This window comes from Sphingobium sp. SA916 (assembly GCF_002894065.1).
GTDB lineage: Bacteria > Pseudomonadota > Alphaproteobacteria > Sphingomonadales > Sphingomonadaceae > Sphingobium > Sphingobium fuliginis.
On sequence record NZ_LXYF01000040.1, the window covers coordinates 38,538 to 63,044 of the forward strand.

General features: G+C 66.6%; 28 protein-coding genes. 25 read left to right on the forward strand and 3 right to left on the reverse strand.

What is annotated here, in order from left to right; all coding sequences use genetic code 11:
- Nucleotides 1-286 precede the first annotated feature (286 nt).
- The 25 genes from A8G00_RS12385 to queE all read left to right on the forward strand — a co-directional run bounded on the left by A8G00_RS12385 (nucleotide 287) and on the right by queE (nucleotide 22,466).
- The gene (locus A8G00_RS12385; RefSeq protein ID WP_025548571.1) at nucleotides 287-1,531 is read left to right on the forward strand and encodes a sigma-54-dependent Fis family transcriptional regulator; all 1,245 of its coding nucleotides are present in this window, start codon (nucleotides 287-289) and stop codon (nucleotides 1,529-1,531) included.
- 13 nt (nucleotides 1,532-1,544) lie between these two features.
- A complete protein-coding gene (gene fliE, locus A8G00_RS12390; protein WP_025548568.1) occupies nucleotides 1,545-1,904 on the forward strand; it encodes a flagellar hook-basal body complex protein FliE in 360 nt (119 codons plus the stop codon).
- Between the two features lies 1 nt (nucleotide 1,905).
- A complete protein-coding gene (gene fliF, locus A8G00_RS12395; protein WP_025548567.1) occupies nucleotides 1,906-3,657 on the forward strand; it encodes a flagellar basal-body MS-ring/collar protein FliF in 1,752 nt (583 codons plus the stop codon).
- Nucleotides 3,650-4,663: a flagellar motor switch protein FliG gene (gene fliG, locus A8G00_RS12400; protein WP_025548566.1), complete on the forward strand. Its 1,014-nt coding sequence runs from the start codon at nucleotides 3,650-3,652 to the stop codon at nucleotides 4,661-4,663. Before fliF ends, fliG begins: the two co-directional genes overlap by 8 nt.
- Nucleotides 4,650-5,282 (forward strand): flagellar biosynthesis protein, encoded by a 633-nt coding sequence (locus A8G00_RS12405; RefSeq protein ID WP_103000810.1) that lies wholly within the window; start codon nucleotides 4,650-4,652, stop codon nucleotides 5,280-5,282. The genes fliG and A8G00_RS12405 overlap by 14 nt, the downstream gene beginning before the upstream one ends.
- Complete coding sequence (locus tag A8G00_RS12410) at nucleotides 5,282-6,610, forward strand: FliI/YscN family ATPase (RefSeq protein ID WP_025548563.1); 1,329 nt, start codon at nucleotides 5,282-5,284, stop codon at nucleotides 6,608-6,610. Before A8G00_RS12405 ends, A8G00_RS12410 begins: the two co-directional genes overlap by 1 nt.
- Nucleotides 6,607-7,032 carry a hypothetical protein gene (locus tag A8G00_RS12415; protein ID WP_025548561.1) on the forward strand — a complete coding sequence of 142 codons (426 nt, stop codon included), beginning with the start codon at nucleotides 6,607-6,609 and terminating at the stop codon, nucleotides 7,030-7,032. Before A8G00_RS12410 ends, A8G00_RS12415 begins: the two co-directional genes overlap by 4 nt.
- Entirely contained in the window at nucleotides 7,025-8,875 is a 1,851-nt protein-coding gene (locus A8G00_RS12420; protein ID WP_103000811.1) for a flagellar hook-length control protein FliK, read from the forward strand. Before A8G00_RS12415 ends, A8G00_RS12420 begins: the two co-directional genes overlap by 8 nt.
- A gap of 28 nt (nucleotides 8,876-8,903) precedes the next feature.
- Nucleotides 8,904-9,563 carry a flagellar basal body-associated protein FliL gene (gene fliL, locus A8G00_RS12425; RefSeq protein ID WP_103000812.1) on the forward strand — a complete coding sequence of 220 codons (660 nt, stop codon included), beginning with the start codon at nucleotides 8,904-8,906 and terminating at the stop codon, nucleotides 9,561-9,563.
- Between the two features lie 50 nt (nucleotides 9,564-9,613).
- Nucleotides 9,614-10,498, forward strand: coding sequence for a flagellar motor switch protein FliM (locus A8G00_RS12430; RefSeq protein ID WP_025548558.1), 885 nt, complete (start codon nucleotides 9,614-9,616; stop codon nucleotides 10,496-10,498).
- Entirely contained in the window at nucleotides 10,495-10,833 is a 339-nt protein-coding gene (fliN, locus tag A8G00_RS12435; RefSeq protein ID WP_025548556.1) for a flagellar motor switch protein FliN, read from the forward strand. Before A8G00_RS12430 ends, fliN begins: the two co-directional genes overlap by 4 nt.
- A gap of 85 nt (nucleotides 10,834-10,918) precedes the next feature.
- Complete coding sequence (locus A8G00_RS12440; protein ID WP_025548555.1) at nucleotides 10,919-11,185, forward strand: flagellar biosynthetic protein FliO; 267 nt, start codon at nucleotides 10,919-10,921, stop codon at nucleotides 11,183-11,185.
- A 97-nt stretch (nucleotides 11,186-11,282) separates the two neighbouring features.
- Nucleotides 11,283-12,062: a flagellar type III secretion system pore protein FliP gene (gene fliP, locus A8G00_RS12445; protein WP_061936582.1), complete on the forward strand. Its 780-nt coding sequence runs from the start codon at nucleotides 11,283-11,285 to the stop codon at nucleotides 12,060-12,062.
- A gap of 47 nt (nucleotides 12,063-12,109) precedes the next feature.
- The gene (fliQ, locus tag A8G00_RS12450; RefSeq protein WP_025548552.1) at nucleotides 12,110-12,382 is read left to right on the forward strand and encodes a flagellar biosynthesis protein FliQ; all 273 of its coding nucleotides are present in this window, start codon (nucleotides 12,110-12,112) and stop codon (nucleotides 12,380-12,382) included.
- Nucleotides 12,379-13,173, forward strand: coding sequence for a flagellar biosynthetic protein FliR (gene fliR, locus A8G00_RS12455; RefSeq protein ID WP_048576692.1), 795 nt, complete (start codon nucleotides 12,379-12,381; stop codon nucleotides 13,171-13,173). The genes fliQ and fliR overlap by 4 nt, the downstream gene beginning before the upstream one ends.
- A gap of 2 nt (nucleotides 13,174-13,175) precedes the next feature.
- Nucleotides 13,176-14,315: a flagellar type III secretion system protein FlhB gene (gene flhB, locus A8G00_RS12460; protein WP_025548550.1), complete on the forward strand. Its 1,140-nt coding sequence runs from the start codon at nucleotides 13,176-13,178 to the stop codon at nucleotides 14,313-14,315.
- A gap of 94 nt (nucleotides 14,316-14,409) precedes the next feature.
- Complete coding sequence (locus A8G00_RS12465; RefSeq protein WP_061936584.1) at nucleotides 14,410-14,868, forward strand: hypothetical protein; 459 nt, start codon at nucleotides 14,410-14,412, stop codon at nucleotides 14,866-14,868.
- Between the two features lie 385 nt (nucleotides 14,869-15,253).
- Complete coding sequence (fliD, locus tag A8G00_RS12470; protein ID WP_103000813.1) at nucleotides 15,254-16,699, forward strand: flagellar filament capping protein FliD; 1,446 nt, start codon at nucleotides 15,254-15,256, stop codon at nucleotides 16,697-16,699.
- A gap of 21 nt (nucleotides 16,700-16,720) precedes the next feature.
- Nucleotides 16,721-17,119, forward strand: a complete 399-nt coding sequence (gene fliS, locus A8G00_RS12475; RefSeq protein WP_025548545.1) for a flagellar export chaperone FliS — start codon at nucleotides 16,721-16,723, stop codon at nucleotides 17,117-17,119.
- 161 nt (nucleotides 17,120-17,280) lie between these two features.
- A complete protein-coding gene (locus A8G00_RS12480) occupies nucleotides 17,281-18,471 on the forward strand; it encodes an aspartate aminotransferase family protein (protein WP_044660313.1) in 1,191 nt (396 codons plus the stop codon).
- Between the two features lie 40 nt (nucleotides 18,472-18,511).
- A complete protein-coding gene (gene argF / locus A8G00_RS12485) occupies nucleotides 18,512-19,441 on the forward strand; it encodes an ornithine carbamoyltransferase (protein ID WP_025548543.1) in 930 nt (309 codons plus the stop codon).
- Nucleotides 19,442-19,680: 239 nt separating this feature from the next.
- Nucleotides 19,681-20,589, forward strand: coding sequence for an Hsp33 family molecular chaperone HslO (locus tag A8G00_RS12490; protein WP_025548542.1), 909 nt, complete (start codon nucleotides 19,681-19,683; stop codon nucleotides 20,587-20,589).
- Nucleotides 20,590-20,675: 86 nt separating this feature from the next.
- Nucleotides 20,676-21,074, forward strand: coding sequence for a hypothetical protein (locus tag A8G00_RS12495; RefSeq protein WP_082166205.1), 399 nt, complete (start codon nucleotides 20,676-20,678; stop codon nucleotides 21,072-21,074).
- A 47-nt stretch (nucleotides 21,075-21,121) separates the two neighbouring features.
- Complete coding sequence (gene queC / locus A8G00_RS12500) at nucleotides 21,122-21,814, forward strand: 7-cyano-7-deazaguanine synthase QueC (protein WP_025548540.1); 693 nt, start codon at nucleotides 21,122-21,124, stop codon at nucleotides 21,812-21,814.
- A gap of 4 nt (nucleotides 21,815-21,818) precedes the next feature.
- Complete coding sequence (gene queE, locus A8G00_RS12505) at nucleotides 21,819-22,466, forward strand: 7-carboxy-7-deazaguanine synthase (RefSeq protein WP_025548539.1); 648 nt, start codon at nucleotides 21,819-21,821, stop codon at nucleotides 22,464-22,466.
- Between the two features lie 150 nt (nucleotides 22,467-22,616).
- Here the strand turns inward: queE and A8G00_RS12510 are convergent, their stop codons facing one another.
- The 3 genes from A8G00_RS12510 to lipB all read right to left on the reverse strand — a co-directional run bounded on the left by A8G00_RS12510 (nucleotide 22,617) and on the right by lipB (nucleotide 24,483).
- Nucleotides 22,617-23,336, reverse strand: coding sequence for a hypothetical protein (locus tag A8G00_RS12510; RefSeq protein WP_044660311.1), 720 nt, complete (start codon nucleotides 23,334-23,336; stop codon nucleotides 22,617-22,619).
- Between the two features lie 75 nt (nucleotides 23,337-23,411).
- Nucleotides 23,412-23,702, reverse strand: coding sequence for a hypothetical protein (locus A8G00_RS12515; RefSeq protein ID WP_103000814.1), 291 nt, complete (start codon nucleotides 23,700-23,702; stop codon nucleotides 23,412-23,414).
- Between the two features lie 61 nt (nucleotides 23,703-23,763).
- Nucleotides 23,764-24,483 carry a lipoyl(octanoyl) transferase LipB gene (gene lipB, locus A8G00_RS12520; RefSeq protein WP_025772845.1) on the reverse strand — a complete coding sequence of 240 codons (720 nt, stop codon included), beginning with the start codon at nucleotides 24,481-24,483 and terminating at the stop codon, nucleotides 23,764-23,766.
- Between the last annotated feature and the right edge of the window lie 24 nt (nucleotides 24,484-24,507).

Below are 24,507 nucleotides of genomic sequence, written 5' to 3' on the forward strand. Positions count from 1 at the left end.
CCTCGAAAGGGGATAACGGCACCGGAAAAAAAGCTTTTAGGGCGGGGATGATTTTTTCTGCTATTTTATTGAAAAGGCCCGGAAACAGGGCATTCGAGCCCCTTTGCGGGGGCCGATATATCCATGAAGCGCCAAAAAGTTCCGCCCCGGCGGAAAAAAATTGCCGTTATGCGGCAAGGGGTTTGCCGCATTAACCATATGCTAACCACAGTCGGGCAGTTTCAACCCATCGAAGGGGTCAGGGGCGTGCGGGGGCACAAGCCGGCCAAAACATGGGGACAAGTTCATGTCATCGTTGGACGTGAGCCGAGGAGTCTGCGCGCTCGTTCCGGGCCTGCAGCACTGGCTGGAAAATGCGTTCTTTACCGTCCGGATCGTGGACGCCCAGAGCCCGCGCGAGCGGGAAGACCGGCGCGTGCTGCTGGCCACCGAAATCGGCCATGCGACCCATCGCGACATATTGATCAACCTGATCGACGGCCTGCCCTCGCTGGTGCCTGCCGCCAACGGCCTGCCCGCCCGCGTCGCCTTCGGCCTTGAGGATATGGGTTTCGCCTTCGCGCTGATCGCGGAGCTGGCCCGTCCCGCTGCCGTTCCTGCGGTGGGCGACGCCGGCAGCACGCGGCTGATGACGCTGGCCGGCCGCGTGGCGCGCAGCGACGCCACCGTGCTGATCCAGGGCGATACGGGCACCGGCAAGGAAGGCATGGCGCGCTTCCTTCATGCCCAGTCGGGCCGCGTGACCCGCGACTTCATCGCCGTCAATTGCGCGGCGCTGCCCGAAACCATGATGGAAGCCATGCTCTTCGGCCACAAGAAGGGGAGCTTCACCGGCGCGGCCAATGCGTCCGAGGGCCTGTTCCTGGCGGCGGACGGCGGCACGCTGTTCCTCGACGAAATCGCCGAACTGCCGCTCAGCCTTCAGGCCAAGCTGCTGCGCGCCCTCCAGGAAGGCGAGGTGCTGCCCGTCGGCGCGACTCATCCGGTTCCGGTCAATGTCCGCATCATCGCGGCCTGCAACCGCAACCTTGCCGCCGAAGTCGCTGCCGGCCGCTTCCGCGAGGATCTATACTGGCGCCTCAATGTCATGCCGCTGGAGCTGCGTCCGCTGGCAGAGCGTCCGGGCGACATCGCCGCCATCGCCGCCGCCATGCTGCTGCGCCAGCAGGATGCCTTCGTCTGGCCGACCGCCGCGGCGCTGGAAAAGCTGACCGGCCATGTCTGGCCCGGCAACGCCCGCGAGCTGGGCAATGTCCTTCAGCGCGCCGTGGTCCTTCGCGACGGCGACCGTATCGATGCCGACGACCTGCACATCACCGGCGCGCCGCAACTGCGCATCGTGGAGCAGGTCCTGGCGCCGGCCGATCCGATCCGGCTGCGCGACGTGGCGCATAACAGCAAGCTGGAGGCGGTCCGCGCCGCCCTGCGCGAAACGGATGGCCATCGCGCCGCCGCCGCCCGCAAGCTGGGCATTTCCGAACGTACGCTGCGCTATCGGCTTGCCGAGATGCGCGAGCGGGCGGCGGCCTGAGGAGGAATAGGGTATGTCCGGAATTTCTCCGACCGATAGCGTGATGGCGATCCGCAACGCCATCCTCCAGAAGAACGCGGCGCTGCGCGACGTGGCCCAGACCGGCAATGTCGGCCCTGGCTCCGCGGTCGGCACGAACGGCGCAACCGCGCCGGGCGGCTTTACCGACGCGCTGAAATCGGCGCTGGAGCAGGTGAACGGCCTGCAGAACCAGGCGGGCGAAGCAGCCGCCTCGTTCGAACGGGGGGAAACCACCGATATTGCCGGGGTCATGCTGGCCAAGCAGCAGGCGTCCGTCAGCTTCGAAGCCACCCTTCAGGTCCGCAACAAATTGCTGTCCGCATACAAGGACATCATGAGCATGCCGGTGTAATATGAGCGAGAACGCACTCACCCCCTCCGTCGGCGGCGCCGCCGCTCTCCCGGCCACCAGCCCCGCCTTTCCGGGCGGCGCGAAGGGCGTCGATGCGCTGAAGGCGCGCTTCACCGGCTTCATGAAGCAGCCCGCCGTGGCGAAGAGCCTGCCGCTGCTGGGCCTGCTGGGCGTCGTCGCGACCGCTGGCGCGGCCTGGCTCGCCCTGCGCGAACCGCCGCAGCGCGACCTGTTCCGTGCCCTGCCCGATGCCGACAAATCGGCGGTTGCGAGCGTGCTGGACCAGAATGGCATCCGCTACGACTTCGACAATTCGGGCAGCATGACTGTTGGCGAGGACGATTATTTCAAGGCGAAGATGATGCTCGCCGCCCAGGGCCTGCCCAAGAGCGCGCCTGACGGCAACAGCATGATCGACAGCCTGCCCATGGGCGCATCGCGCGCGGTGGAAGGCGAAAAGCTGCGCTCCGCCCGCGAAATGGACCTGGCCCGCACCATCGAGGCCATTGACAGCGTGGAGAGCGCCAAGGTCCACCTTGCGGTCGAGCCGCCCAGCGTCTTCCTGCGCGAACGGTCCAAGCCCTCCGCATCGGTGATGCTGCGTCTTGCCTCCGGCCGGTCGCTGACCGACCAGCAGGTCAGCGCCATCGTGCATCTGGTGGCCTCTTCGATCCCGGAACTCAATCCGGAGGACATATCGGTCGTCGATCAGAATGGCCGTCTGCTCAGCAATAACGACAGCAACGCCGCCGACGACCGCCAGTTGGCCGTCCAGACCAGGATGGAGGATCGCTATCGCCAGTCGGTGATCGCGCTGCTGACGCCGATTCTGGGCGCGGGCAAATTCTCGACCGAAGTGCATGCCGAACTGAACTTCGCGGAGCGGCAGGCGACCCGCGAAACCTATCCGCAGGATGAAGCGCGTCTTCGCAGCGAACAGGGCACCTGGGCATCCGACCCGCGCGGTCAGGGCGCGGGCGGCGAAGCGAGCGGCATTCCCGGCGCGCTCAGCAATCAGGCGCCGGTCAATCCGACCGTGACGCAGACCAATCCCAATGGCCAGGCCGTCGCGCAGGGCGCCACCAGCGCCCAGACCGCAGCCCAGCCCGGCACGCCGCCCAATCCGCTGATGAAGACCGAGGAAACCTTCAACCGCAGCTTCGAACTGGGCCGCGAGGTTTCCGTGACCAGGGACGCCATCGGCACGGTCAAGCGCCTGTCGGTCGCGGTCGCGCTGGACAACGGGCCCGACGGCAAGCCGCGTTCGGCGCAGGAGATCGCGGCCCTGGAGGCTTTGGTGAAGGGGGCGGTCGGTTTCGACCAGGCGCGGGGCGACGTGGTGGCCCTTTCCGCCCGCAGCTTCGCCAAGGAAGAAGTGGTTCAGGCGCCCTGGTATGAAGCGGGATGGGTGTCGCCGCTGGTGCGCAACGTCTCCGCGCTGCTGGTCGCCCTGCTGGTGATCTTCGGCATCGGCCGGCCGCTGCTGAAGCGCCGCGCCGCCGCTCAGGCCGCCGCCGCCGAACAGGTCGCCGCCGAGGGCCAGAAGATCGGCCGCGAAATCTCGACCGAGATCACCCGTCAGGCGACGGTCAACCCGGATGGGTCGACGCCGGTCACGCTCGATATGATCTCCTCCACCTATGACTATGCCCAGCGCGCCGACCTGATCCGCAATTTCGTGAAGCAGGACCCCGATCGCGCGGCGCTGGTCGTCCGCGACCTTCTGAAGGAAGGGAAGAAGGAAAATGCCTGACGCCGCCACCGCCACGGCGCTGAAGGGCAGCGCCGCCGCCGCGGTCCTGCTGATGCTGTTCGACGAGGATGAAGCCGCGCAGATCCTCTCGCGTCTGGAGCCGGACGAAGTGCGCCAGCTTGGCTATGCCATGTATGACGTGGCCGATGTGCAGGTCGAGGAAGTCAATGAGGCGCTCGATCATTTCGTCACCAAGGCGAAGAAGCGCACCACCATCGGCTATGGCGCGACCCGCCATATCCGCGGCGCGATGACCAAGGCGCTGGGCGAGGAACGGGCCGAGAATATGCTGGCCCGCATCACCCCGCCGACCCGCTCCACCCAGCTTGAGATGCTGAAATGGATGGACGCCAAGGAGATCGCCGTGCTGATCGAGGCGGAGCATCCGCAGATCATGGCCATCGTCCTCGCCCATCTGGAGGCGCCGATCGCCGCCGACGTGCTGCAATTGCTGCCGACCGAATATCAGGAAGAGGTGGTCTACCGCATCGCCACGCTGGGGCCCGTGTCGAACGAGGCGCTGGACGATCTGGAGCAGCTCCTGCTGCGCGGCAATATGGCCAAGAAGCAGGGCGGCGCCTCGCAGCGTGGCGGCACCATCGAGGCGGCGGCGATCATGAACAATGTCCGCAAGGAGAATGAGCAGCGCATCATCAAGGCGCTGGCCAAGCGGGACAAGATGGTCGCCCAGACGATCGAGGAGGAGATGTTCGTCTTCGACAACCTGATCGACATGGACGACAAGAATATGGGCACGCTGATGCGCACCGTTGACAGTTCGATCCTGGTGGTCGCGCTGAAGGGCGCGAACGACATGCTGAAGGCGAAGATATTCGGTTCCATGTCCGCCCGCGCCGCGCAGGCCATTGCCGACGAGATCGAGGAACGCGGGCCGATCCGCCTGGCCGAGGTCATCGACGCGCAGAAGCTGATCATCGCCACCGCGCGCCGCATGGCCGATGCGGGCACCATCATGCTGGGCGGCAAGGGGAATGATTTTGTCTAAGCTCTGGAGCAATGCGGAGGTCGCCAGCATCCCGCTGGGCGGCATGGGACAGGTGACGAGCGGCGGCTTTCGCAGCCTGTTCGCGCCTGCGCAGGCCGCGCCCGGCCAGCCGGTGCATGACAGCATTCCGGAAAGCGAAGAGGATGTGCTGGAACAGGCGCGGATCGAAGCCTTCGCCATGGGCTTCGACGAAGGCAGCCGCGTGACGGCGGAAGCCCATGCGGCCGAGACGCAGGCCCGCCAGCAGCTTGCCCAAGCGCTGGAACTGCTGGCGCCGGCGCCCAGCGGCATGCTGTCCACCATGCTTTCCGCGACCGTGGTCCGGCTGGTGGAGCAGATCGTGGGCGAGGTCGAGATCGACATCGAGCGGCTGCTCCAGCGCTGCGACAGCGTGGCCGCCTTCATCGAGGATAATGACGAAAAGGGCGCGCTGCACCTGCATCCCGACGACATCGAACTGCTGGAAGGCGAGAGCATCGGCGTGAAGCTGGTGCCCGACGGCGCGATGCAGCGCGGCTGCGTGCGCCTTGAAACCGCCGACGGCTGGGTCGAGGACGGCCCGGATGTGCGCCTGTCGCGCCTGCGCGCCCTGCTGGACGATATGGAGGGCAAGGCCTGATGATTCGCGCCTCGCTGGCCCAGGCGGAAACGCTGTTCGACCATATGCAGGTGCAGAACCGGCAGCCGCGCCATGTCGGCCGGCTGGTCAGCCATGATGCGGGCATGCTGGAAGTCACCGGCTTTCGCCGTCCCATCGGCGCGGGCGCGCGGGTGATCGCTTCGGACGGGACGGTCTGCCGCGCCGAGGTTGTGGGCTTTCGCGGCGACAGGACGCTGCTGGTGCCGCTCGACAGCGACGCGCCGCTGGAAAATGGGGCGCGGGTCGAACCGGATTCCCAGGCGACCATGGTGCAGGTGGGCGAAGGCCTTATCGGCCGCGTCATCGACGCCATGGGCCAGCCGCTGGACCGCAAGGGGCCGATCATCGCGGGCGGATCGTGGCCATTGAACGGCGTCAAGGGCAATGTGCTCGACCGGGGCCGCGTCACCGAGCCGTTCGACCTGGGCGTGCGGGCCGTCAACGCGCTGCTGACCGCCGGGCGCGGCCAGCGCATCGCGATCATCGCGGGGTCGGGCGTCGGCAAGTCGGTGCTGATGGGCCAGATGATCCAGGGCGCCGAAGCCGACATCGTCGTCGCGGGCCTGATCGGGGAGCGTGGCCGCGAGGTCAGCGATTTCCTGGAAACCAAATTGAAAGGCGCGATGCACAAGAGCATCGTCGTCGCCGTCCCCGCCGACCATCCGCCGGTGCTGCGCCTGCGCGCCGCCGCCCGCGCCACCGCCATTGCCGAATATTTCCGGGCGCGGGGCAAGAAGGTGCTGCTGCTGATCGACAGCCTGACCCGCTGCGCCCATGCCCAGCGCGAGATCGGGCTGGCATTGGGCGAGCCGCCCGCAATGAAGGGCTATCCGCCCTCCGCGCTGGCGCTGATCCCGCGTCTGGTCGAGCGCGCCGGCGTCGACGCCCGGACTGGCGGGTCGATCACCGCGCTCTACACCGTGCTGGCCGATGGCGACGATACGGACGATCCGATCGTCGACGCCGCCCGCGCCATTGTCGACGGGCATTTCGTGCTGTCGCGCCATCTGTCGGAACAGGCGATCTTCCCGGCGATCGATGTCGGCAAGTCGCTGTCCCGCGTCATGGCGGATGTCGTGCCGGACGAGCATCGCCTTGCCGCCGCCGCCTATCGCCGCCTCTGGGCCGCCTATGAGGAAAATCGCGACCTCATCCTGATGGGCGCCTACCGCCCCGGCAACGATCCGGTGATCGATGAAGCCGTGCAGCGGCGACAGGAAGTCCTCGACTTCATTCGTCAGGATCAGAAGAGCTTCATCGACCTCGACACCAGCGCCCATGCCCTGATCGCCGAGTTCGGCGCGTGAAGGGCGAAGTCGCCCGCCGCCAGCGCGTGCTGCGCGTCCGCCATGTCCAGCATGCCATGGCCGCGGCCGAAACCGCCCGCGCCCGCGACGAGGCGGAGGGCCTTGCCCGCAATGTCGAGCGGCTGCGCAATGTGCGGAACGATCTTTTTACCGGGCAGGGCGTCGCAACTGGCGCGAATTTTGCAGCGATGCAGGAACTGGCGGGCCGTCTGGAACAGGCGGGGCGCCAGTTGGATGGTGCGCTCTACGATGCGCGCCGCAAGGTGGAGGTCAAGGAAGGCCTTTCCCTCGCGGCCAATCGGGATCGCGAAATCGCCGTGAAGCTCAAGGATCGCGCCCGCGCGGACCTGGAGGAATGGCGGGAGAACAAGCTTGCGGCGCTGCCGCGCTATCGCCGGATGCAGAGGACAGGAGATGTCTGACGTGAACATGCTGACCAGCCTCAAGGCGCTGCTCTTTTCCTCGGCGGCGACGCCGATGCCCGCCGATGGCGCAGCTGCGTCGGCCGTGCCTGCGGAGGGGGCGGCGGATTTCGCCAAGCTGCTGAACGGCACGATGGCCGCTTTGCCCGAAGCGCAGGAAAGCGCGGGGATCGCTGGCCCGCCGCAAGGGATCGCCCCGGCGGCCGCGGATGAAGCCGAGGGCATGGAGCCCGCACCGCCCAAGGCGGGCAAAGCCGATGGCGGCGATCCGGAGGTCGAGACGGCTTCCCCCTTGCCCTTCGGTCTGGCCAACGCATTGAGGGCGGTGCAGAGCCACCGCAAGGATTCGCTGCCGCTGCCGCCCGGACTTGCGAGGAAGATCGACGCGCCAGCCGAGGCCGCCGTTCGGGAGACGGCGCCTGCGGTGGATGCTGGTCCTATGGTGGATGCCGGCCCTGCGGTGGATAGCGGTTCCGTTGAGGAGGTCGCGGCGGAAATGCCTGCTGCGGCGCCGGTCGCGATGGAAGAGGGCGAGGTCGGCGGGCCGGAACTGCCGGTCGCGACGCCCGATCCCCAGACCAAGGCCCCGCGCCCCGGCAAGGAGACCAAGCCGGAGAAGGTGGAGGCCTTGCCCGAAGCCGCGGCGGTGGAGCATGCCGACGAGCCGGTGGAAGCGGAGCCGGGCGACAGCGACAGGCCGAAGGAGCAGGCCGAGGCGGCACAGGCTCCGGCAACGGTCGTCGCTGCTGTCCAGATGCCGGCCTCGCCAAGCGTTCCGGCGCAGGCGCTGCCGCCATCGACGGCCCCGGTCGCGCAAACGGCGCCCGCCAAGCCGGATCGCGGCAAGAATCTGCCGGTAGCGGCGCCCTTGCCGCCTCAGTCTGCCGGACAGCCGGTTCCCGCCCAGTCGACGGTTGAACCGACTCCCGTGGCGGACGCCCCTGTGCAGCCAGCCATTGAAGCGCCTGCGGCATCGGCCGACCAGCCGGAAGGCCCGGTTCCCGCTGCGCATCCCGGCAGCGCCCCGGTGAAGTCCGAGGCGCTCGCCCTGCTCCAGCTCGTGCGCGATCAGGTCGCTGCCCGCCAGCCGGGCACGCCGGTCCGCGCCGGGGAACCGCTCGCGGCCCGCGTCGAAACGGGCAGGGCCGCCACGCCGGTCGATGCCGTGCCGGCCCATGCCGTCCAGCATGACCCGGTCGATGCCGTGCCCCCGATGCCGCTCGCCCAGCCCGTTTCCGCGCAGCCGGTGCCGTCGGCCGTCGCGCCGCCGCCGGCCGACCTGTCCGCCAGCCTTGGCGCGCAGATCGTCGACATGGGCGTTTCCGGCCAGTGGATCGACGGCCTCGCCCGCGAGATTGCCGGGCTGTCCGCGAACGGTGCGCAGGGGCGGTTCCAGATCAACGCCGACCAGCTTGGGGCCGTGCAGGTGGACATCCGCCAGGGCAGCGACGGCGCGGCGGTCAGCCTGACCGTCGCCAGCGAAGCCGCCGAAATGGCGCTGCGCCAGGACAGCGACCGTCTGCGCCTTGATGCCGGACTTTCGGCGGTGCGCATTGCCGAGGTGAAGATCGAACGCGCGCCTCCTGTCGCGGAAGCGGCGCGGGCGGACGGCGCCAATCAACAGCAATCCTCCCAGCAGCAGGGCGCGCAGCAACAGGGTTCCCAGGGCGCGAACGCATGGGCGAACAACGGCCAGAACATGGCGCAATCGCAGGGGCAGGGCCGTTGGCGTCCCCAGGAAAATAGCGCATTCGCCCCTAAAAATTCCGGCGATCCGGCCGTTCTTAACCATGACGAGCTGCGCCATGCCGGCAATCCCGCCGCGCGCGCGCGCTATGCCTGACGACATGGATTGCGGGGGACTTTGACCGATGAGTGACGACGCCAAGCCGAAGAAGAAAAAGGGCGGTGGGATGAAGATGATCCTGCTCATCGTCATCGCCATGGTCGTTGGCGGGGCGGGCGCGGCCGGCGGTCTTTACGCCGCGGGTTTCTTCAGCCCGAAGGAAGAAGGGCCGAAGGAAGATCCGAACAAGCCTGTGCTCGTGCTGGCGGGTGAAAATGCCGAGGAAGTGGCGAAGGCCCATGGCTATGCCGGCGGCGGCGGCGGCGAAGGCGGCGGGCATGAGGGCGGCGGCGGGGGTCATGCCGCTTCGGGCGTCCATGTCCCGGCCAAGGGCATCGACCTGCCCAGCCCGGCCAATCCCGCGGCCTATCAGGCGACCTATTTCCAGCTTCAGACGCCGTTCACCTCCAACATGTCGGATACGGACGCCTTTGCGCAGATTTCCATCGCCGTTTCGACCTATTACGACATTCGCGTTGTGGAGGCGATCAAGGTCCATGAGATGGCGATTCGCAGCCAGGTCCTGATGATGCTGGCCGAACAGCCGGTGGAGGCGCTGTCGACGCCGGAGGGGAAAAGGGCGCTTCAGGGGAAGATCAAGGGCATTATTAACGACATTCTGAAGCAGAAGACGGGCTATGGCGGCGTCGATAACGTTTATTTTACCAATTTCGTTATTCAATAGGGCTGCCTGATCGGCGGGAAGTCCCCCGCCCGGGACGGCTGGGGACTGAAATGACCGACGTTCAAGCCTACGCCTTCGGGCGGGGGGAATCGCAGGCGCCGCTGATGCTGTCGGGGCTGGACCGGCTGGGCGAAAAGCTCGGCCGGCGTTTGCGCGCCCTGATCGAGCCGATCGCCGGGGTTCGCCCGCATGTCGCCGCGCAGGACGCGCGCGCGCTGGAATTCGGCGCCTGGGCGCATGAGGTGCCCGGCTCCTCCAGCATCGGCGTCTATCGCCTGGCGCCGCTCAAGGGGCAGGTGCTGCTGCGGCTCGATGCGGCGATGATCTCGACGCTGGTCGACTGTTTCTATGGCGGCATCGGCAATCGTGCGCTGCCGCCGCGCGGCGAGTTCACGCCGACCGAAGATCGCCTGATCGCGCGGATTTCCGATGCCTTCATGGCCCGGCTGGTGGAATGCTGGAGCGACATGCTGGCCATAGAAGCCGGTCTGATCGTCCGGGAAACCGGCATCGGCTTCGCCGCCGCGGCCCAGCCGGGCGAGCAGATGGTGCTGCAACGCTTCCTGATCAGCATCAGCCGCGATGCCGAATGGCCCGTCGACCTGCTGTTCCCGCTGTCCGCGCTGCGCGCCGTCGAGTCGTTGACGGGCAGCCGCATCCCGATCGACGACGAACGCGCCGACCCGGTGTGGCAGGCGCGCATCGCCCACCGCATGCGCGACATCCGCCTGCCCGCCCGCACGGTGCTGGCGCGTCCTGACCTGTCCCTGGCCGAACTGATGCAGCTCAAGGCCGGCGACATCATTCCCGTCACCATCAACCGCAGCCTGCCGCTGATCGTGGGCGACCGTATCGTCGCGCACGGCTCCATCGGCGAACAGGATGGCCGCGCCGCATTCCAGATCGAAAAGCTTGCACAGGAAACCGGACAATGAGCGACATGAGCGAAGCCCCCCGCCTTGACAGCGTGGGCGAGGACAGCATTTCCCGCATGGTGAACAACCGCCAGTTCCGGTTGCTGGCCGACATTCCCGTCCGCATGTCGGTGGAGGTCGGGTCGACCTCGCTCCGGCTGGCGGAGGTCATGGACCTGAGCGAAGGAAGCGTCGTGGAACTGGACCGCCAGGCCGACGACCTGCTCGACATCATGGTCAACGGCGCGCTGATCGCCAAGGGAGAGGTGGTGACGGTGAACGGCCGCTACGGCATCCGCATCGTCGAAATCGCGGCTGCCGAAAGCCGGCTGGCGGGCGTCGAGCGGCGCGGCTGAAGCGCAGGCGGCAGATTTACCGCTTGCCTTGCGCGCCAATCTTTCGGAACGGATGACGAATTAACCATCTTCGCGGAAAGCCCTCATGATCTGGTATTTCGTCAAGCTGCTGATTTTATTGCCTCTGGTCGGCGGCATGGCCTTCGGCGCGCTGTGGCTGTGGCGCAAATATCAGCCGGGGATGATGGCGGGGCAGAACGACCGGTCGCTCAAGGTGCTGGAAGCGCTGCCGATGGGGACGTTCGGCAAGCTCGCCGTCGTGGAGTTCGAGGGGAAGAAGATCCTGCTTTCCGTGACGCGGGGGCGGATCGAGAAGATCGCGGAAGGCGACCCTTATCGTGCCGGGCGCTGACCTGCTTGCCACCGTCATTCCGGCGCAGGCGGGAACCCCTCTCCGGACCTCGGGTCCGCAGGCTGCTGCCGGGAGATGGGTCCCCGCCTGCGCGGGGATGATGAAATGGGGCGTGGTGGCGCTGCTGCTGCTGACCCTGGTCCTTGCCATGCCCGCCTTTGCGCAGGCCGCGCCCGCCGCCCCGGCGCCCATCGACAATGGCGGCGCGCTGAGCCGGGCCATGGGGCAGATCAGCGGCGACGGCCGTTCGCTGTCCCTATCGCTGCAGATCCTGATCCTCATGAGCCTGCTGACGGTGTTGCCGTCGCTGATCCTCATGATGACCAGCTTCACCCGCATCATCATCGTCCTGTCGCTGCTGCGTCAGGCGCTTGGCCTGCAACAGACGCCGCCCAATCAGGTGCTGGTCGGCCTGTCGCTGTTCCTCTCCCTGTTCGTGATGCGGCCGGCCATCGACCAGATCAACGCCCAGGCCTTCGATCCCTATGGCAAGGGGCAGATTTCCATCGAGGAGGCGGTGGGCCGTTCGGGCAAGGTGCTGCACGGCTTCATGACCAAGCAGACCCGCGAGACGGACCTCAAGCTGTTCTCCAATCTGGCGGAGGCGCCGGCCTTCCGCTCGCCCGCCGACATTCCCTTCTCCATCCTGCTGCCGGCCTTTGTGACGTCGGAACTGAAGACCGCTTTCCAGATCGGCTTCATGATCTTCCTGCCGTTCCTGATCATCGACCTTGTGGTCGCATCGACGCTGATGGCGCTCGGCATGATGATGCTGTCGCCCACGATCATCTCCATGCCGTTCAAGCTGCTGCTGTTCGTGCTGGTGGACGGCTGGGCGTTGACCATGGGTTCGCTGGCCGGATCGTTCGCGACATGAAGGGCGTGCGCTTCTCTCCTCCAGACGGCTCCGGGACGGCCTGATCCATGGAAAACGCCGATTTCTTCATGGGGCTGGCGCAGCAGGCGCTGTGGATCACGGCGCTGGCGGCAGCGCCGATCCTGATTCCCGCGCTGATCGCAGGCGTCGTCATCGGCATGGTGCAGGCCGCGACCTCCATCAATGAACAGACGCTGGCCTTCATTCCCAAGATCATCGTCGTCGGCGCGATGCTGGTGCTGTTCGGCGGTTCCATCATGGTGCTGATCGCCGATTTCACGCGCGAGATTTTCGAGCGCATTCCGGACCTGCTGCAATGATCGCGCCGGGCTTCGCCCCAGGCTTTGTCAATGTGGAAGTCCAGCTCTGGATCTGGCTGATCGCCATGATCCGCCCCGGCGCCGCCTTCATCGCCGCGCCTGTCTTCGGCGCGCCCGCCGTGCCGTTACAATTGCGGCTGATCCTGTCGCTGGCGCTGGGCATGGCCGCGCTCAACAGCGTGCCTATCCAGCTTCCCGCCGACGGCGTCGCCAGTTTCCAGGGCGTGATGCTGGTCGCGGGTGAGGTGCTTGCCGGCCTCGCCATCGGTTTTGCCGTGCAGATCGGCTATGCCGCCGCGCTGGTGGCCGGGGAGGCTATCGGCAACACCATGGGCCTTAATTTCGCGGCGATGGTCGATCCTTCGTCGGGCCAGGCGACGCAGGCGGTGGGCCAGTTCCTCTCCATCCTGTCGACCTTCCTGCTGCTGGCGATGGACGGGCATCTGATGCTGGTGAGCTTTGTCGTGCAAAGCTATCGGGCGCTGCCGCCGGGTGGCGCGATGCTGAGCAACGATGCGGTCTGGCACCTGATCGAATTCGGCGGCGCGCTGCTCGGCGCGGGCGTCACCATCGCGCTGCCGGTCGGTTTCGCGCTGGTGCTGGTGCAGATCGTCATGGGCATGCTGGCGCGCACAGCGCCCGCGCTCAACCTGTTCGCGGTCGGCATGCCGGTGGCGCTGATGGCGGGGCTCATCCTGCTGGCCGTCACCGCGCCGATCATGGGGGAGGGGATCACCGCCGCCCTGAAGGCCGGGCTGGACCAGGCCCAGACCATTGCGGAGGGGCACTGACCATGGCCGGGAGCAATGGCGGCGGCGAAAAGACCGAGAAGCCGACAGCCAAGAAGCTGAAGGACGCGGCCAAGAATGGCGACATTCTCCAGTCCCGCGATCTCGCCACTGCATTGGTGGTGATGGCCGGCATTGGCTGGATCGCGGTCACGGGGCCATCGATGGTCGAATCCCTGTCCGACATGCTGATAGAGGCGTTGCGTTTCCGGCGGGAGGACATCGTGAATTTCGCGCCGGCCGACCGGGGCATCGCGCTGCTGTCCGGCATCGCCCTGCCGGTCGCGGGGATATTGCTGGCGACCTTGCTGGCTGCCATTGCGGGGCCGGCGCTGCTCGGCTCGCTCGGCTTCCGTCCCGGCGCCTTCGCGCCCAAGGCGTCTAAGCTCAATCCCGCCGCCGGCCTCAAGCGCATGTTCGGGCTCCAGGGGCTGATCGAACTGGTCAAGTCCGTCGCCAAGGTCGCGCTGCTGGGCGCGATCGGAGTCTGGATGATCTGGGACCGGCTGACGGAGATCGTCGGGCTGGGCAAGGCGGGGCTGGCGCCCGCCATGGCGGACCTTGGCAACATGTTCATCATGACCTGCCTGATCATGGCGGGGGGCCTGTTCCTGATCGCGGGCATCGACGTTCCCGCCCAGCTCATGCAGCGGTCCAGGCGGCTGTCGATGACCAAGCAGGAGATCAAGGACGAGCATAAGGAGAGCGAAGGTTCCCCCGAGCTGAAAGGCCATATCCGCCGCAAGCAATATGAGGTGCTGAGCGGTTCGACCCGCAAGGCGGTGGCGGAGGCCAGCGTCATCATCACCAACCCCACCCATTTCGCCGTCGCCTTGCGCTACAAGCCGGGGCAGGACGCCGCGCCGGTGGTGGTGGCGCGCGGCTGCGACGCGGTGGCGGCGGCGATCCGCGACCTTGCCGACCAGAACGGGGTCACGGTGCTGCAATATCCCGAACTGGCCCGCGCCATATACTTCACCTCGCGCGCCGGGCAGATCGTCAATGAAGGGCTGTACATGGCGGTCGCGACCGTCCTTGCCTTCGTCTTCCGGGTGGAGAATCGGATGGCGAGCGAGATGGACCGGCCATTCATCACCGTGCCGGACGATCTGCGCTTCGACGCGGACGGCAAAAAATCATCTTGATAATCAGCGGTTTCCTGAAAATCGATCGTCCTTAACTTAAGTTTAGGACTTGATATCCGTATAATCTTCACGGGGACGCATTAGGATGTGCGTCATGAACGACTATATTTCGCGGACTGAACTGTCGGTGGAGCGCGGCGCGACCCGCGCGCCGTCTGCCGTGTCCGCGATTGCGCCCATTTCATCGGCCGCCACCGTGCATCAGGGCGGTGGATCGTCCCGGCAGGCGCCGACGCCCGAGGATCAGTCGGGCGTGGAAGAAAGCATCGCGACCAGCGCCGAATATGCCAAGGTGCATGCCCGCATTGCCGACATTCTGGCTGAATTGCGCAGTCAGGGCGGCACGGTGACGGTCGACGGGGCAGCCGACGAAATCCAGTCGATGCTGCCCGAGCCGCAGATACTGGTCCCCTTGCCCCCGGCCTCCAAGGAAGCGGTGGAAAGCACGATCCGCGTCGCCAAGCGCATCGCGGAACAGGCCGCCTATGCCCATGCGGCGCAGGCCAACATCCGTCGCGGCGCGGTCGACCAGATTCTGTCTCCGGGCGCTTGAGCCGGGTTCGTCGCGGCGCTCCTGCGCCTGCTCGCGAGCGCGCCATTGCAGGCGGCGTGGGATTTTCGGGACTGTGGGCTGAGCGGTTGGGGTGGAATCAGGACATTCCCCCTCCCGCAGGCGGGAGGGGGCTAGGGGGTGGGCTGGCGCGGCATCAGCGTGAATTTTCAACGGCTAAGCTGGAAGCTCGCTACGCTCGCGCCCACCCCTAACCCCTCCCGCAAGCGGGAGGGGGAATGTCTTGGATTGGCCAATCCCCGACATTTCGAAATTCGTCCACGCGCCTGGATGCTGCGTCGGTGAGGTGGGCTCCTGCCTTCCCCCCTGAAAATCATTCCTAAAGGTCTTCGCGCTAGGGCCGTTCTCTCTCTTGAAAGGACGGCCAATGACTTCGGTGAGCAGCAGCATCTTGACGGCGCTAGGCGCGGGATCGGGCATCGACACCGCGTCGCTCGTCTCCAGCCTGGTCAGCGCCACCAAGGAACCGCGCCAGACGGCCATCACCAGTCGCCAGACGCTGAACACCGCGCGGATTTCCGCCCTGGCGTCGGCCTCCAGTTCGCTCGACACCTTTGCCGATGCGCTGAACAGCCTGCTCGCGGGCACCGGCTATTCGGGCGCGCCGGCTTCCAACGACCCCAGCATCGCTTCGGTCAGCGCGCTGCCCGGCGGCACGCCGACCGGCCTTCCCGCGCAGATCGAAGTGCGTAACCTGGCGACCAGCCGGACGCTGGTGTCGGCGGTCAACGCGAACACCGATGCGGCAAGCGGCGCGGCGGCGACCGTGGGCACGGGCACGCTGATGCTGAAGGTCGGTTCCGGCGCCGCGGTTCCCGTCACCATCACCTCGGCCAACAACAGCTATACCGGCCTTGCCGCCGCCATCAACGCGTCCGGTACCGGCGTCACCGCCTCCGTCATCACCGATTCGCAGGGCACCCGCCTGATGATGAAGGGGCCGACCGGTGCGGCCAACGACATCTCGCTGACGGTTTCTTCCTCCACCCCCGATGCCAGCGGCGCGTCCCTGGACCAGTTCGCCTGGACCAAGGCCAGCGTCCCGGCCGGCAGCACCATGGCCAGCGCCGCCGACCCGGCGGACGCGGTGATCCTGCTCGACGGCGTGGAGCAGCATTATGCCGGCAACACCATCGACGGCGCGATCCCCTATCTGCGCATCGACCTCAACAAGGCGGCGCCTGGGACCAGCGTCACGCTCGCCACGACCGAGCCGACCACGTCGATGCGCGACCTGATGGTCGAATTCGTCGACGCCTACAACACGCTGATGAAGGCGCTGAACACCGCCACCTCCACCGGCACGGACTCGTCCAATGCGGGCGTGCTGAACGGAGAATCCTCGATCCGCGACATGAAGCGGCAGCTTTCGCAGATGGTGTCGGCCCAGCTCAGCAGCACCGGCGCATACAAGACGCTGAACGACCTGGGCGTCAGCACCAATCGCGACGGTACGCTGTCGCTCGATACCAAGGCGCTGGACAAGGCGATCGCGGCCGATCCGAAGGCGATCACGCAATTGCTGAACCCGTCGGTCAAGACCGCCACGAATATCGGCCTTGCCGGCCTGATGGACAGCGTGCGCGACAATATCAAGAAGGATGGCGGACCGCTCGCCACCACGCAGGACAAATATGAGAAGCTGGCGAAGGATCTGACGGATCAGCTCGACAAGCTCGATACCCAGATGACCAACTATCAGGAACAGCTCACCAAGGTCTATTCGGCCATGGAAACGCGCCTGTCGGCGTTGAAGGCGACGCAAAGCTATCTCCAGCAGCAGGTCGCCCTCTGGACCAAAAACGACAATTAATACCGAAAGGGTCGGAATATCATGTTCTACAATCATGGCGGGTTCGGCGGCACGGCGGCGGCGCGGCGCTATGCGGCGGTCCATTCGGGCAGCCGGATCGAGGGTGCGACGCCCCACGCGCTGGTCAAGGTGCTGTTCGACGAGCTGCTGCTGGCGCTGGATGCCGCCGCGCTGGCGGAACGCAATGGCGACCGGCTCAAGGTTTCGGACAAGCAGGCCCGCGCCATGTCGATCCTCTTCGCGCTGGAATCGAGCCTCGATTTCGACAAGGGCGGAGACATCGCCACTGGCCTCGCCCAGATCTACCGCGAAGCGCGGCGCCTGCTGCTCGTCAGCGCCAAGGAGCATGATGCCGCGCCGGTGGAGCAGGCCCGCCTGATGATCGGCGAGATCGCGGAGGCGTGGAACCAGATCGGCTGAAGGTGTCCGTCATCCCGGCCTTCGCCGGATGACGGCATGTTGCACGGGGTTGCGCCTTCAAAGGCGCGCTTGTATAGGCAGCGCTCGCAAAGGGCGGCCCGGCGGGGGCCGCCTTTTTGCGTTTCGGACTTTGTTTGCATCAGCCCAGAAAGGGAAGGACCATGTCGATTACGCCGCTCATGCCCGTTTACCCCCGGTGCGATGTACGCCCGGTCCGAGGCGAGGGCTGCTATCTGATCGGGGAACGCGGCGAACGCTATCTGGATTTCGCCAGCGGCATCGCGGTCAACCTGCTGGGCCATGGCCATCCCAAGCTGGTCAAGGCGATCGCGGATCAGGCCGCGACGCTGATGCACACGTCGAACCTCTACGGCATGCCGCTGGGCGAGAAATTCGCGCAGCGTCTGGTCGACACGACCTTTGCCGATACGGTGTTCTTCACCAATTCGGGCGCGGAAGCGGTGGAGTGCGCGATCAAGACCGCGCGCCGTTACCACTATGCCAATGGCGAGGCGCACCGGCACAAGATCATCAGCTTCGACAACGCCTTCCATGGGCGGACGCTGGGGACGATCTCCGCCACCAGCCAGCCCAAGATGCGCGACGGTTTCGAACCGTTGCTGCCCGGCTTCACCGTGGTGCCGTTCAACGATCTGGAGGCCGCGACGGCCGCCGTCGATGAGAACACCGCCGGTTTCCTGGTGGAAACGGTGCAGGGCGAAGGCGGCGTGACGCCGGCGACGCAGGAGTTTCTGAGCGGCCTGCGCAAGCTGTGCGACGATCAGGGCCTGCTGCTGATCCTGGACGAGGTGCAGTGCGGCTATGCCCGCACCGGCACCTTCTTCGCCCATGAGCAATATGGCCTGACCCCCGACATCATGGCGGTGGCCAAGGGCATCGGCGCTGGCTTCCCGCTGGGCGCCTGCCTCGCGACCGAGGAAGCGGCCAAGGGCATGGTGTTCGGCACCCATGGGTCGACCTATGGCGGCAATCCGCTGGCCATGGCGGTCGGGCTGACCGTGCTGGACGAAGTGCTGGGCGAGGGTTTCCTCGACCATGTGAAGGGCATCGGCGCGCGCCTGCGTTCGGCGTTGGAGCAGCTTATCCCCAATCACGACATGTTCGAGGATGTGCGTGGGCTGGGCCTGATGCTGGGCGTCAAGCTGAAGGATGATTTCGATGCCCGCGCCTTCGTGGCGCATCTGCGCGACAATCACGGCCTGCTGACCGTGTCGGCGGGGCAGAATGTCGTGCGCATCCTGCCGCCGCTCGTGATCGAGGAAAGCCATGTCGCGGAATGCGTCGAACGGCTTTCCGCCGGGGCGCGGAGCTTTGCGGAGGCTGCGGCCTGAATTAATCTCCGTTCGCCCGAACGGGTTGAGGGGGTTCCTCATGACCAATCATTTCCTGAATCTGAGTGACGCCGGCGGCGATGCGATCGCCGCCATGATTGCCGACGCCATCGACCGGAAGGCCGCGCGCAAAGCTTGGCCCAAGGGCAAAGCGGATGCGGATGCGCCGCTCGCCGGTCACACGCTGGCGATGATCTTCGAGAAGAATTCGACCCGCACCCGCGTGTCGTTCGACATGGCGATCCGCCAGTTGGGCGGCACATCGCTGATCCTGGACGGCGCGACCAGCCAGCTTGGCCGGGGCGAGACGATTGCGGACACCGCCCGCGTGCTGAGCCGCATGGCCGACGCCATCATGATTCGCACCGACGATCATGCGAAGATCCAGGAAATGGCGCATTACGCCAGTGTTCCGGTGATCAATGGCCTGACCGACCTGTCGCACCCCTGCCAGATCGTCGCCGACCTGCTGACCGTGGTGGAGCATGGCGTGGCATTGCCCGGCAGCCAATGGGCATGGCTGGGCGACGGCAACAATGTCCTCCATTCCATCGTCGAGGCGGCGGGCCTGATGAAGTTCGGCGTGCGCATCGCCGTGCCGGAGGGTTATGACCCCGACCCGTCCTTCGAGGCCGAAGCGCAGGCGCGTGGCGCGACCATCACTCGCACCCGCGACCCGCTGGCGGCGGTGGCCGGCGCGGACATCGTCGTCACCGACACCTGGATCTCCATGGGCCAGGCCCATGCCGAGGAGAAGCTCAAGGCGATGATGCCCTATCAGGTGACGCCGGAACTGATGGCGCTGGCGAAGCCCGCGGCGAAGTTCCTCCATTGCCTGCCCGCCCATCGCGGCGAGGAAGTGGTGGAAGCGGTGATAGACGGGCCGCAATCGGTGATCTGGGACGAAGCGGAAAACCGCATCCATGCGCAGAAGTCGGTGCTGCTCTGGGCGTTGGGCCGGCTTGGTTGAGTTTGGGGCTCCTGCGCGGCCAGGAGCCCGGTCCCGCCCTTCGCAGATTATCGCATCGCCTGAACCGGGTTCCCGCCGGCGCGGGAGCACGACCTGTCCCAAGGAGCGGGCCGCGATCAGACCGTCCGCATCCCACCGATCAAGCCCAAACCCAAGTGCATTTGCATGCCCGGGCATCGCAACCTATCTAAGCGCCTTTGCATGATCGGCGCGCCCCGGCGCGCCGCACGGAGCCTGACTTGACCTCTTCCGCTACCCTTGACCAGGCCCTTGGCTTCACCATCCCCTCCCGCCACGCGCGCGGGCGGATCGTGCGGCTGGGGCCGGTACTCGACGATGTCCTTGCCGCTCATGCCTATCCGCCGCAGATCGAGCGGCTGCTCGCCTCCGCATTGGTGCTGGCGGCGCTGCTCGGCTCGACGCTCAAGGATGCGGGCGGGCAGCTCACTCTTCAGGCGCAGACCGAAAATGGCGTCGTCAGCCTGCTGGTGGCGGACTATAAGGGCGGCGAGGTGCGCGGCTATGCCAAGTTCGATGCCGACCGGCTGGCCGAACTGGGGCCCGATCCGACGCTGTTCGGCCTGTTCGGCAAGGGCTATCTCGCCATCACCTTCGACCAGGCGGTGACCGGCGAGCGCTATCAGGGCATCGTCCCGCTGGACGGCGAATCGCTTGCCGATGCGGCGGAACATTATTTCTTCCAGTCCGAACAGATCCCCAGCATCATCCAGATCGCCACGCGCCACGACGCGGGGGAGGGGTGCCTTGCCGCCGGCCTGCTGCTCCAGCATCTGCCCGAGGGGGAAGTCGGGCGGGAACGGCTGCATGTCCGCCACGACCATCCGGAATGGGAGCATGTCCAGGCGCTGGCCCATACGCTCAAGGACGCGGAACTGACCGACAACGCGCTGCCGCTGTCCGACATCGTCTGGCGGCTGTTCCACGAAGAGGAGGAGGTGCGCGTCACCGATCCCACGGCGCTCAGCAAGGGGTGCCGTTGCGACCTCGATCATATCCGCAGCGTCATCGGCCGCTTTCCGGCGGCGGAGCGGGCGGACATGGCGGATGATCAGGGGATTATCGGCGTGGATTGCGCCTTCTGCTCGCGTCTTTTCCCGGTCGCGCTCGCCAGCTTTGCGGAGGAATGAGCGGGCGCCCTCCTTCTTGCTATCAAATTGCCGCAATTGACGCGCAAGGCTGATCTGGATCAGTAACGATCGACAGGGGGATCGGAATGGTGGCAAAGCGGCGCGCCCTTGGCGCGGCGGCGATGATGATGGCGGTTTCTGCCGTGCAGGCGGCGGCGCCCGCGTCACGCCTGCCCAAGGGACTGGAGACGGGTGAATGGGAATTGCGCGGGCGGGGCGAGGATGGCGCCGCGCGCAAGCTCTGCGTCTCCAGCCTCAGCCAGCTTCTGCAAAGCCGCCACGCTGGCCATGCCTGCAAGAGCTTCACCGTCAGCGATGTCGCCAATCGGCTGGTCGTCACCTATGAATGCGGCGCGGCGGGCAATGGGCGGACGGACCTGCGCGTCGAAACGTCCCGGCTGGTGCAGATCCAGTCGCAGGGCATTGCCGACGGCGCGCCCTTCGCCTTCGCGCTGGAGGGCCGCTGGCTCGGCGCCTGCCATTAGGCGCGACCGGCTTGCGCTGACGCGTCGGGAGGCGTAGCGCGGCGCTCATGGTTGCCCATAACGGAAAATTCGCCGTCGTCCTGCTGTCGGGCGGGCTCGACTCCATGGTGGCGGGCGGGCTGGCGCGCGAGGCCGGTTATCGCCTGTTCGCCCTGTCGATCGACTATAATCAGCGCCATCGGCTGGAATTGCAGGCGGCGGGTCGAGTCGCGTCGGCGCTGAACGCCATCTCGCATATCGTGCTGCCGCTGGACCTGACGGCCTTTGGCGGGTCTGCGCTCACCGCGGACATTGCCGTGCCCAAGGGCGGCGTCGGGACCGGCATTCCCGTCACCTATGTGCCCGCGCGCAACACCATATTCCTGTCGCTGACTCTGGGCCTGGCCGAGGTGGCGGGCGCGAACGACGTGTTCATCGGCGTCAATGCGCTCGATTATTCGGGCTATCCCGATTGCCGGCCGGAGTTCATCGACGCCTTTCAGAAGATGGCCGCGCTCGCCACCAAGGCAGGGGTGGAGGGGAATCCGGTCCGGATCAATGCCCCGCTCCAGCATATGAGCAAGGCGGACATCGTGCGCGAAGCCTATCGGCTGGGGCTGGATACGGGGCTGAGCTGGTCCTGCTACGATCCGACGCCGGACGGCAGGCATTGCGGCCTGTGCGACAGTTGCCGCCTGCGGTCCAAGGGTTTCGTGGAGGCCGGTCTGCCCGATCCCACCGACTATGCGGTGAAGCCCTGACGCCATGAGCTACGCCGTCAAGGAAATGTTCCTGACCCTTCAGGGAGAGGGCGTCCATGCCGGCCGCCGGGCGGTCTTCCTGCGCTTTGCCGGTTGCAACCTCTGGACCGGGCGGGAGCAGGACAGGGCAAGCGCCGTCTGCCGCTTTTGCGACACCGATTTCGTCGGCACCGACGGCGATGGCGGGGGCAGGTTCGCAGATGCGGACGGTCTGGCCGAAGCCGCGCTCGCCTTTTGGGGCGAGGGGCGGGAGGGGCGCTATATCGTGCTGACCGGCGGGGAACCGATGCTCCAGGTGGACGATGCTCTGGTCGATGCGCTCCATGCGCGCGGCTTTGCCATTGCGATCGAGAGCAACGGCACCTTGCCCGCGCATCCGGGGCTGGACTGGGTCTGCATCAGCCCCAAGGCGGGCAGCGAGGTGGTCCAGCGCAGCGGCAATGAGCTGAAGCTGGTCTGGCCGCAGCCGGGGCGGGGGCACAGCCTGGCGGATGTCGAGGATATGGAGCGCTGGGCCTTCGATCATTGGCTGGTGCAGCCGCTGGACGATCCGAAGGCAGCGGAAAACGCGCGGGCGGCGGTGGATCTGGTGATGGGGCGGCCCCGCTGGCGGCTCAGCCTCCAGTCGCACAAATATCTGGGATTGCGCTGAGGGTCGTGGCCTGCCTCAGGGGAAGCTTCCATCCTGGAGCGATGAAAACCGCTCTGGCCGCTGAAACCTGTCGCTGACGTCGCGCCGGCCCGCCCCCCTTGCCTCCTCCCGCTTGCGGGAGGAGGAATGTCGTGGATTGGCGCCGTTGCCTTAAGGCTGGACGCCGATCTTCTGATTCCATGCGAGCTGGCACGCGGGCAGCATCTTGCCCTTCTTCCAGCATTTAGGGTCGAAGGACGGCAGGGTCAGCGAATAGCTGCGTCCCGGATCGCCGTAAAATTGCTCGCCCGCCAGGACCAGCGACTTCTTGATCGACCCCAGTCCGTTGCGCGCCACATCGTTCAGCGTGCCCCGCTGGGCAAAGATCGCCTGCCGTCCGACCAGCGCCGCCGCCTGGCAGAAGCCGCGTTGCGCCTGCACCGTCGAATAGCCGGAATAGATGCGCGTGCCATATTGGTCCGATGCCATCTGGCCGGGCTTGCCCTTGCCGACCGTCCGCTGGAAATAGCCGAGCAGCGTCGTCTGCGCGGCGTCCAGTTCGGCGTCATGATGGGCGATCATGGCGTTGTAATTGCTGATCGACAGCAGGGTCGGCTCAAACTGGCATTGCAGGGCCGCGACGTTCAACGCCGCGCGCAGGTTCCACACCAGCCCGGCCTTGACCTCCGCCGCGGTCGCGCCCGGCAGGCCCAGCGCGGTCGTGGCTTCGGCGTCGGTCAGGGGCGGGGTCGAGAAATCGGGCGGCGACCAGAAGAATTGCGCGGCGGCCGGCTGCGCCATCAGCGCCGCCGCCGTCATGGCCAGCCCCAGCACGACCCGGCGTCCCAGGGATCGGTGCCCAATGGAACGGCCCACATAACGCAATGTCATTGAAATCCCTCTTTGTAACGAGCGCTGCGAACTATCTCCCGCCCGTCTGTATCATGCCTGAACGCGGACGCCAGCCTATTGATCCGACAGCACTTCGGTATCGGCCGCGGGCTTGCCCTCGCTCTCATTCTTCGCCGCCACCGGAGCGGCCGCATTGTCGCTGCGGTTGGCGGGAAGCGCGACGGCCACGCCCTCGCTCTGCACCCCGTCCAGATCGGTCATGGCGTCGGTGGCGGTGCCGTCGACCACTTCCAGATTGTTCATCGGGACGGCGGTGCCGCTTTCCTTCTTGCTGCCGCATCCGGCCAGCGCCATGCAGCCGGCCGAAACCAATATTGCCATTGTCGTCTTGACGTCAGGACGCATCCGGGTCTCCTAAAGCGTTGCAGCATGCCCGGCAGCCCCCCACCTGGCGAAAGCCGCGACCCTAGCGGCCCGTCCCGCATTGCTCAACCCCCGCTCCATCTGCCGCCGGGCACCGGCGCAGGCGGCCGAGAAAGGCCGGGAAATGCCGGGCAAGCGCCGAGTCCAGCTCGGTCATCGATGCCTTCACGCCCAGCGCGGCCATGCTCGTCACAGGATATTCGGCCAGGCCGCACGGCACGATGCCTCCGAAATGGGACAGGTCGGGATCGACATTGATCGAAAAGCCATGAAGCGTGATCCAGCGCCGCACCCGGATGCCGAGGGCGCCGATCTTCGCCTCCCGCCCCTGGGCATCGTCGGTCCAGATGCCGATCCGTCCCTCCGCGCGCCGGGCCGCTATGCCGAAATCGGCCAGCGCATCGATCATCCATCCCTCCAGGTGATGGACGAAATTGCGCACGTCCTTGCCCCGATTCCGCAGGTCGATGTTGAGATAGCCGATGCGCTGGCCCGGCCCATGATAGGTATAGCGTCCGCCGCGCCCCGCATCGTGCACCGGAAAGCGCGGGTCGAGCAGTTCGGCCGGATCGGCGCTGGTTCCGGCCGTGTAAAGCGGCGGATGTTCGAGCAGCCAGACCCGCTCTGCGGCCTGCCCCTCGAAGATCGCGGCGGCCCGGCCCTCCATCTCGGCCAGCGCCCGGGGGTAGTCGACGGGCGCGCTTTCCACGCGCCATTCCACGCTGGGGGCGGCAGGGGCTTGGGCTGGGGATGGCGAGGACATGGCGCTTCCTTGACTTGGGCAGAG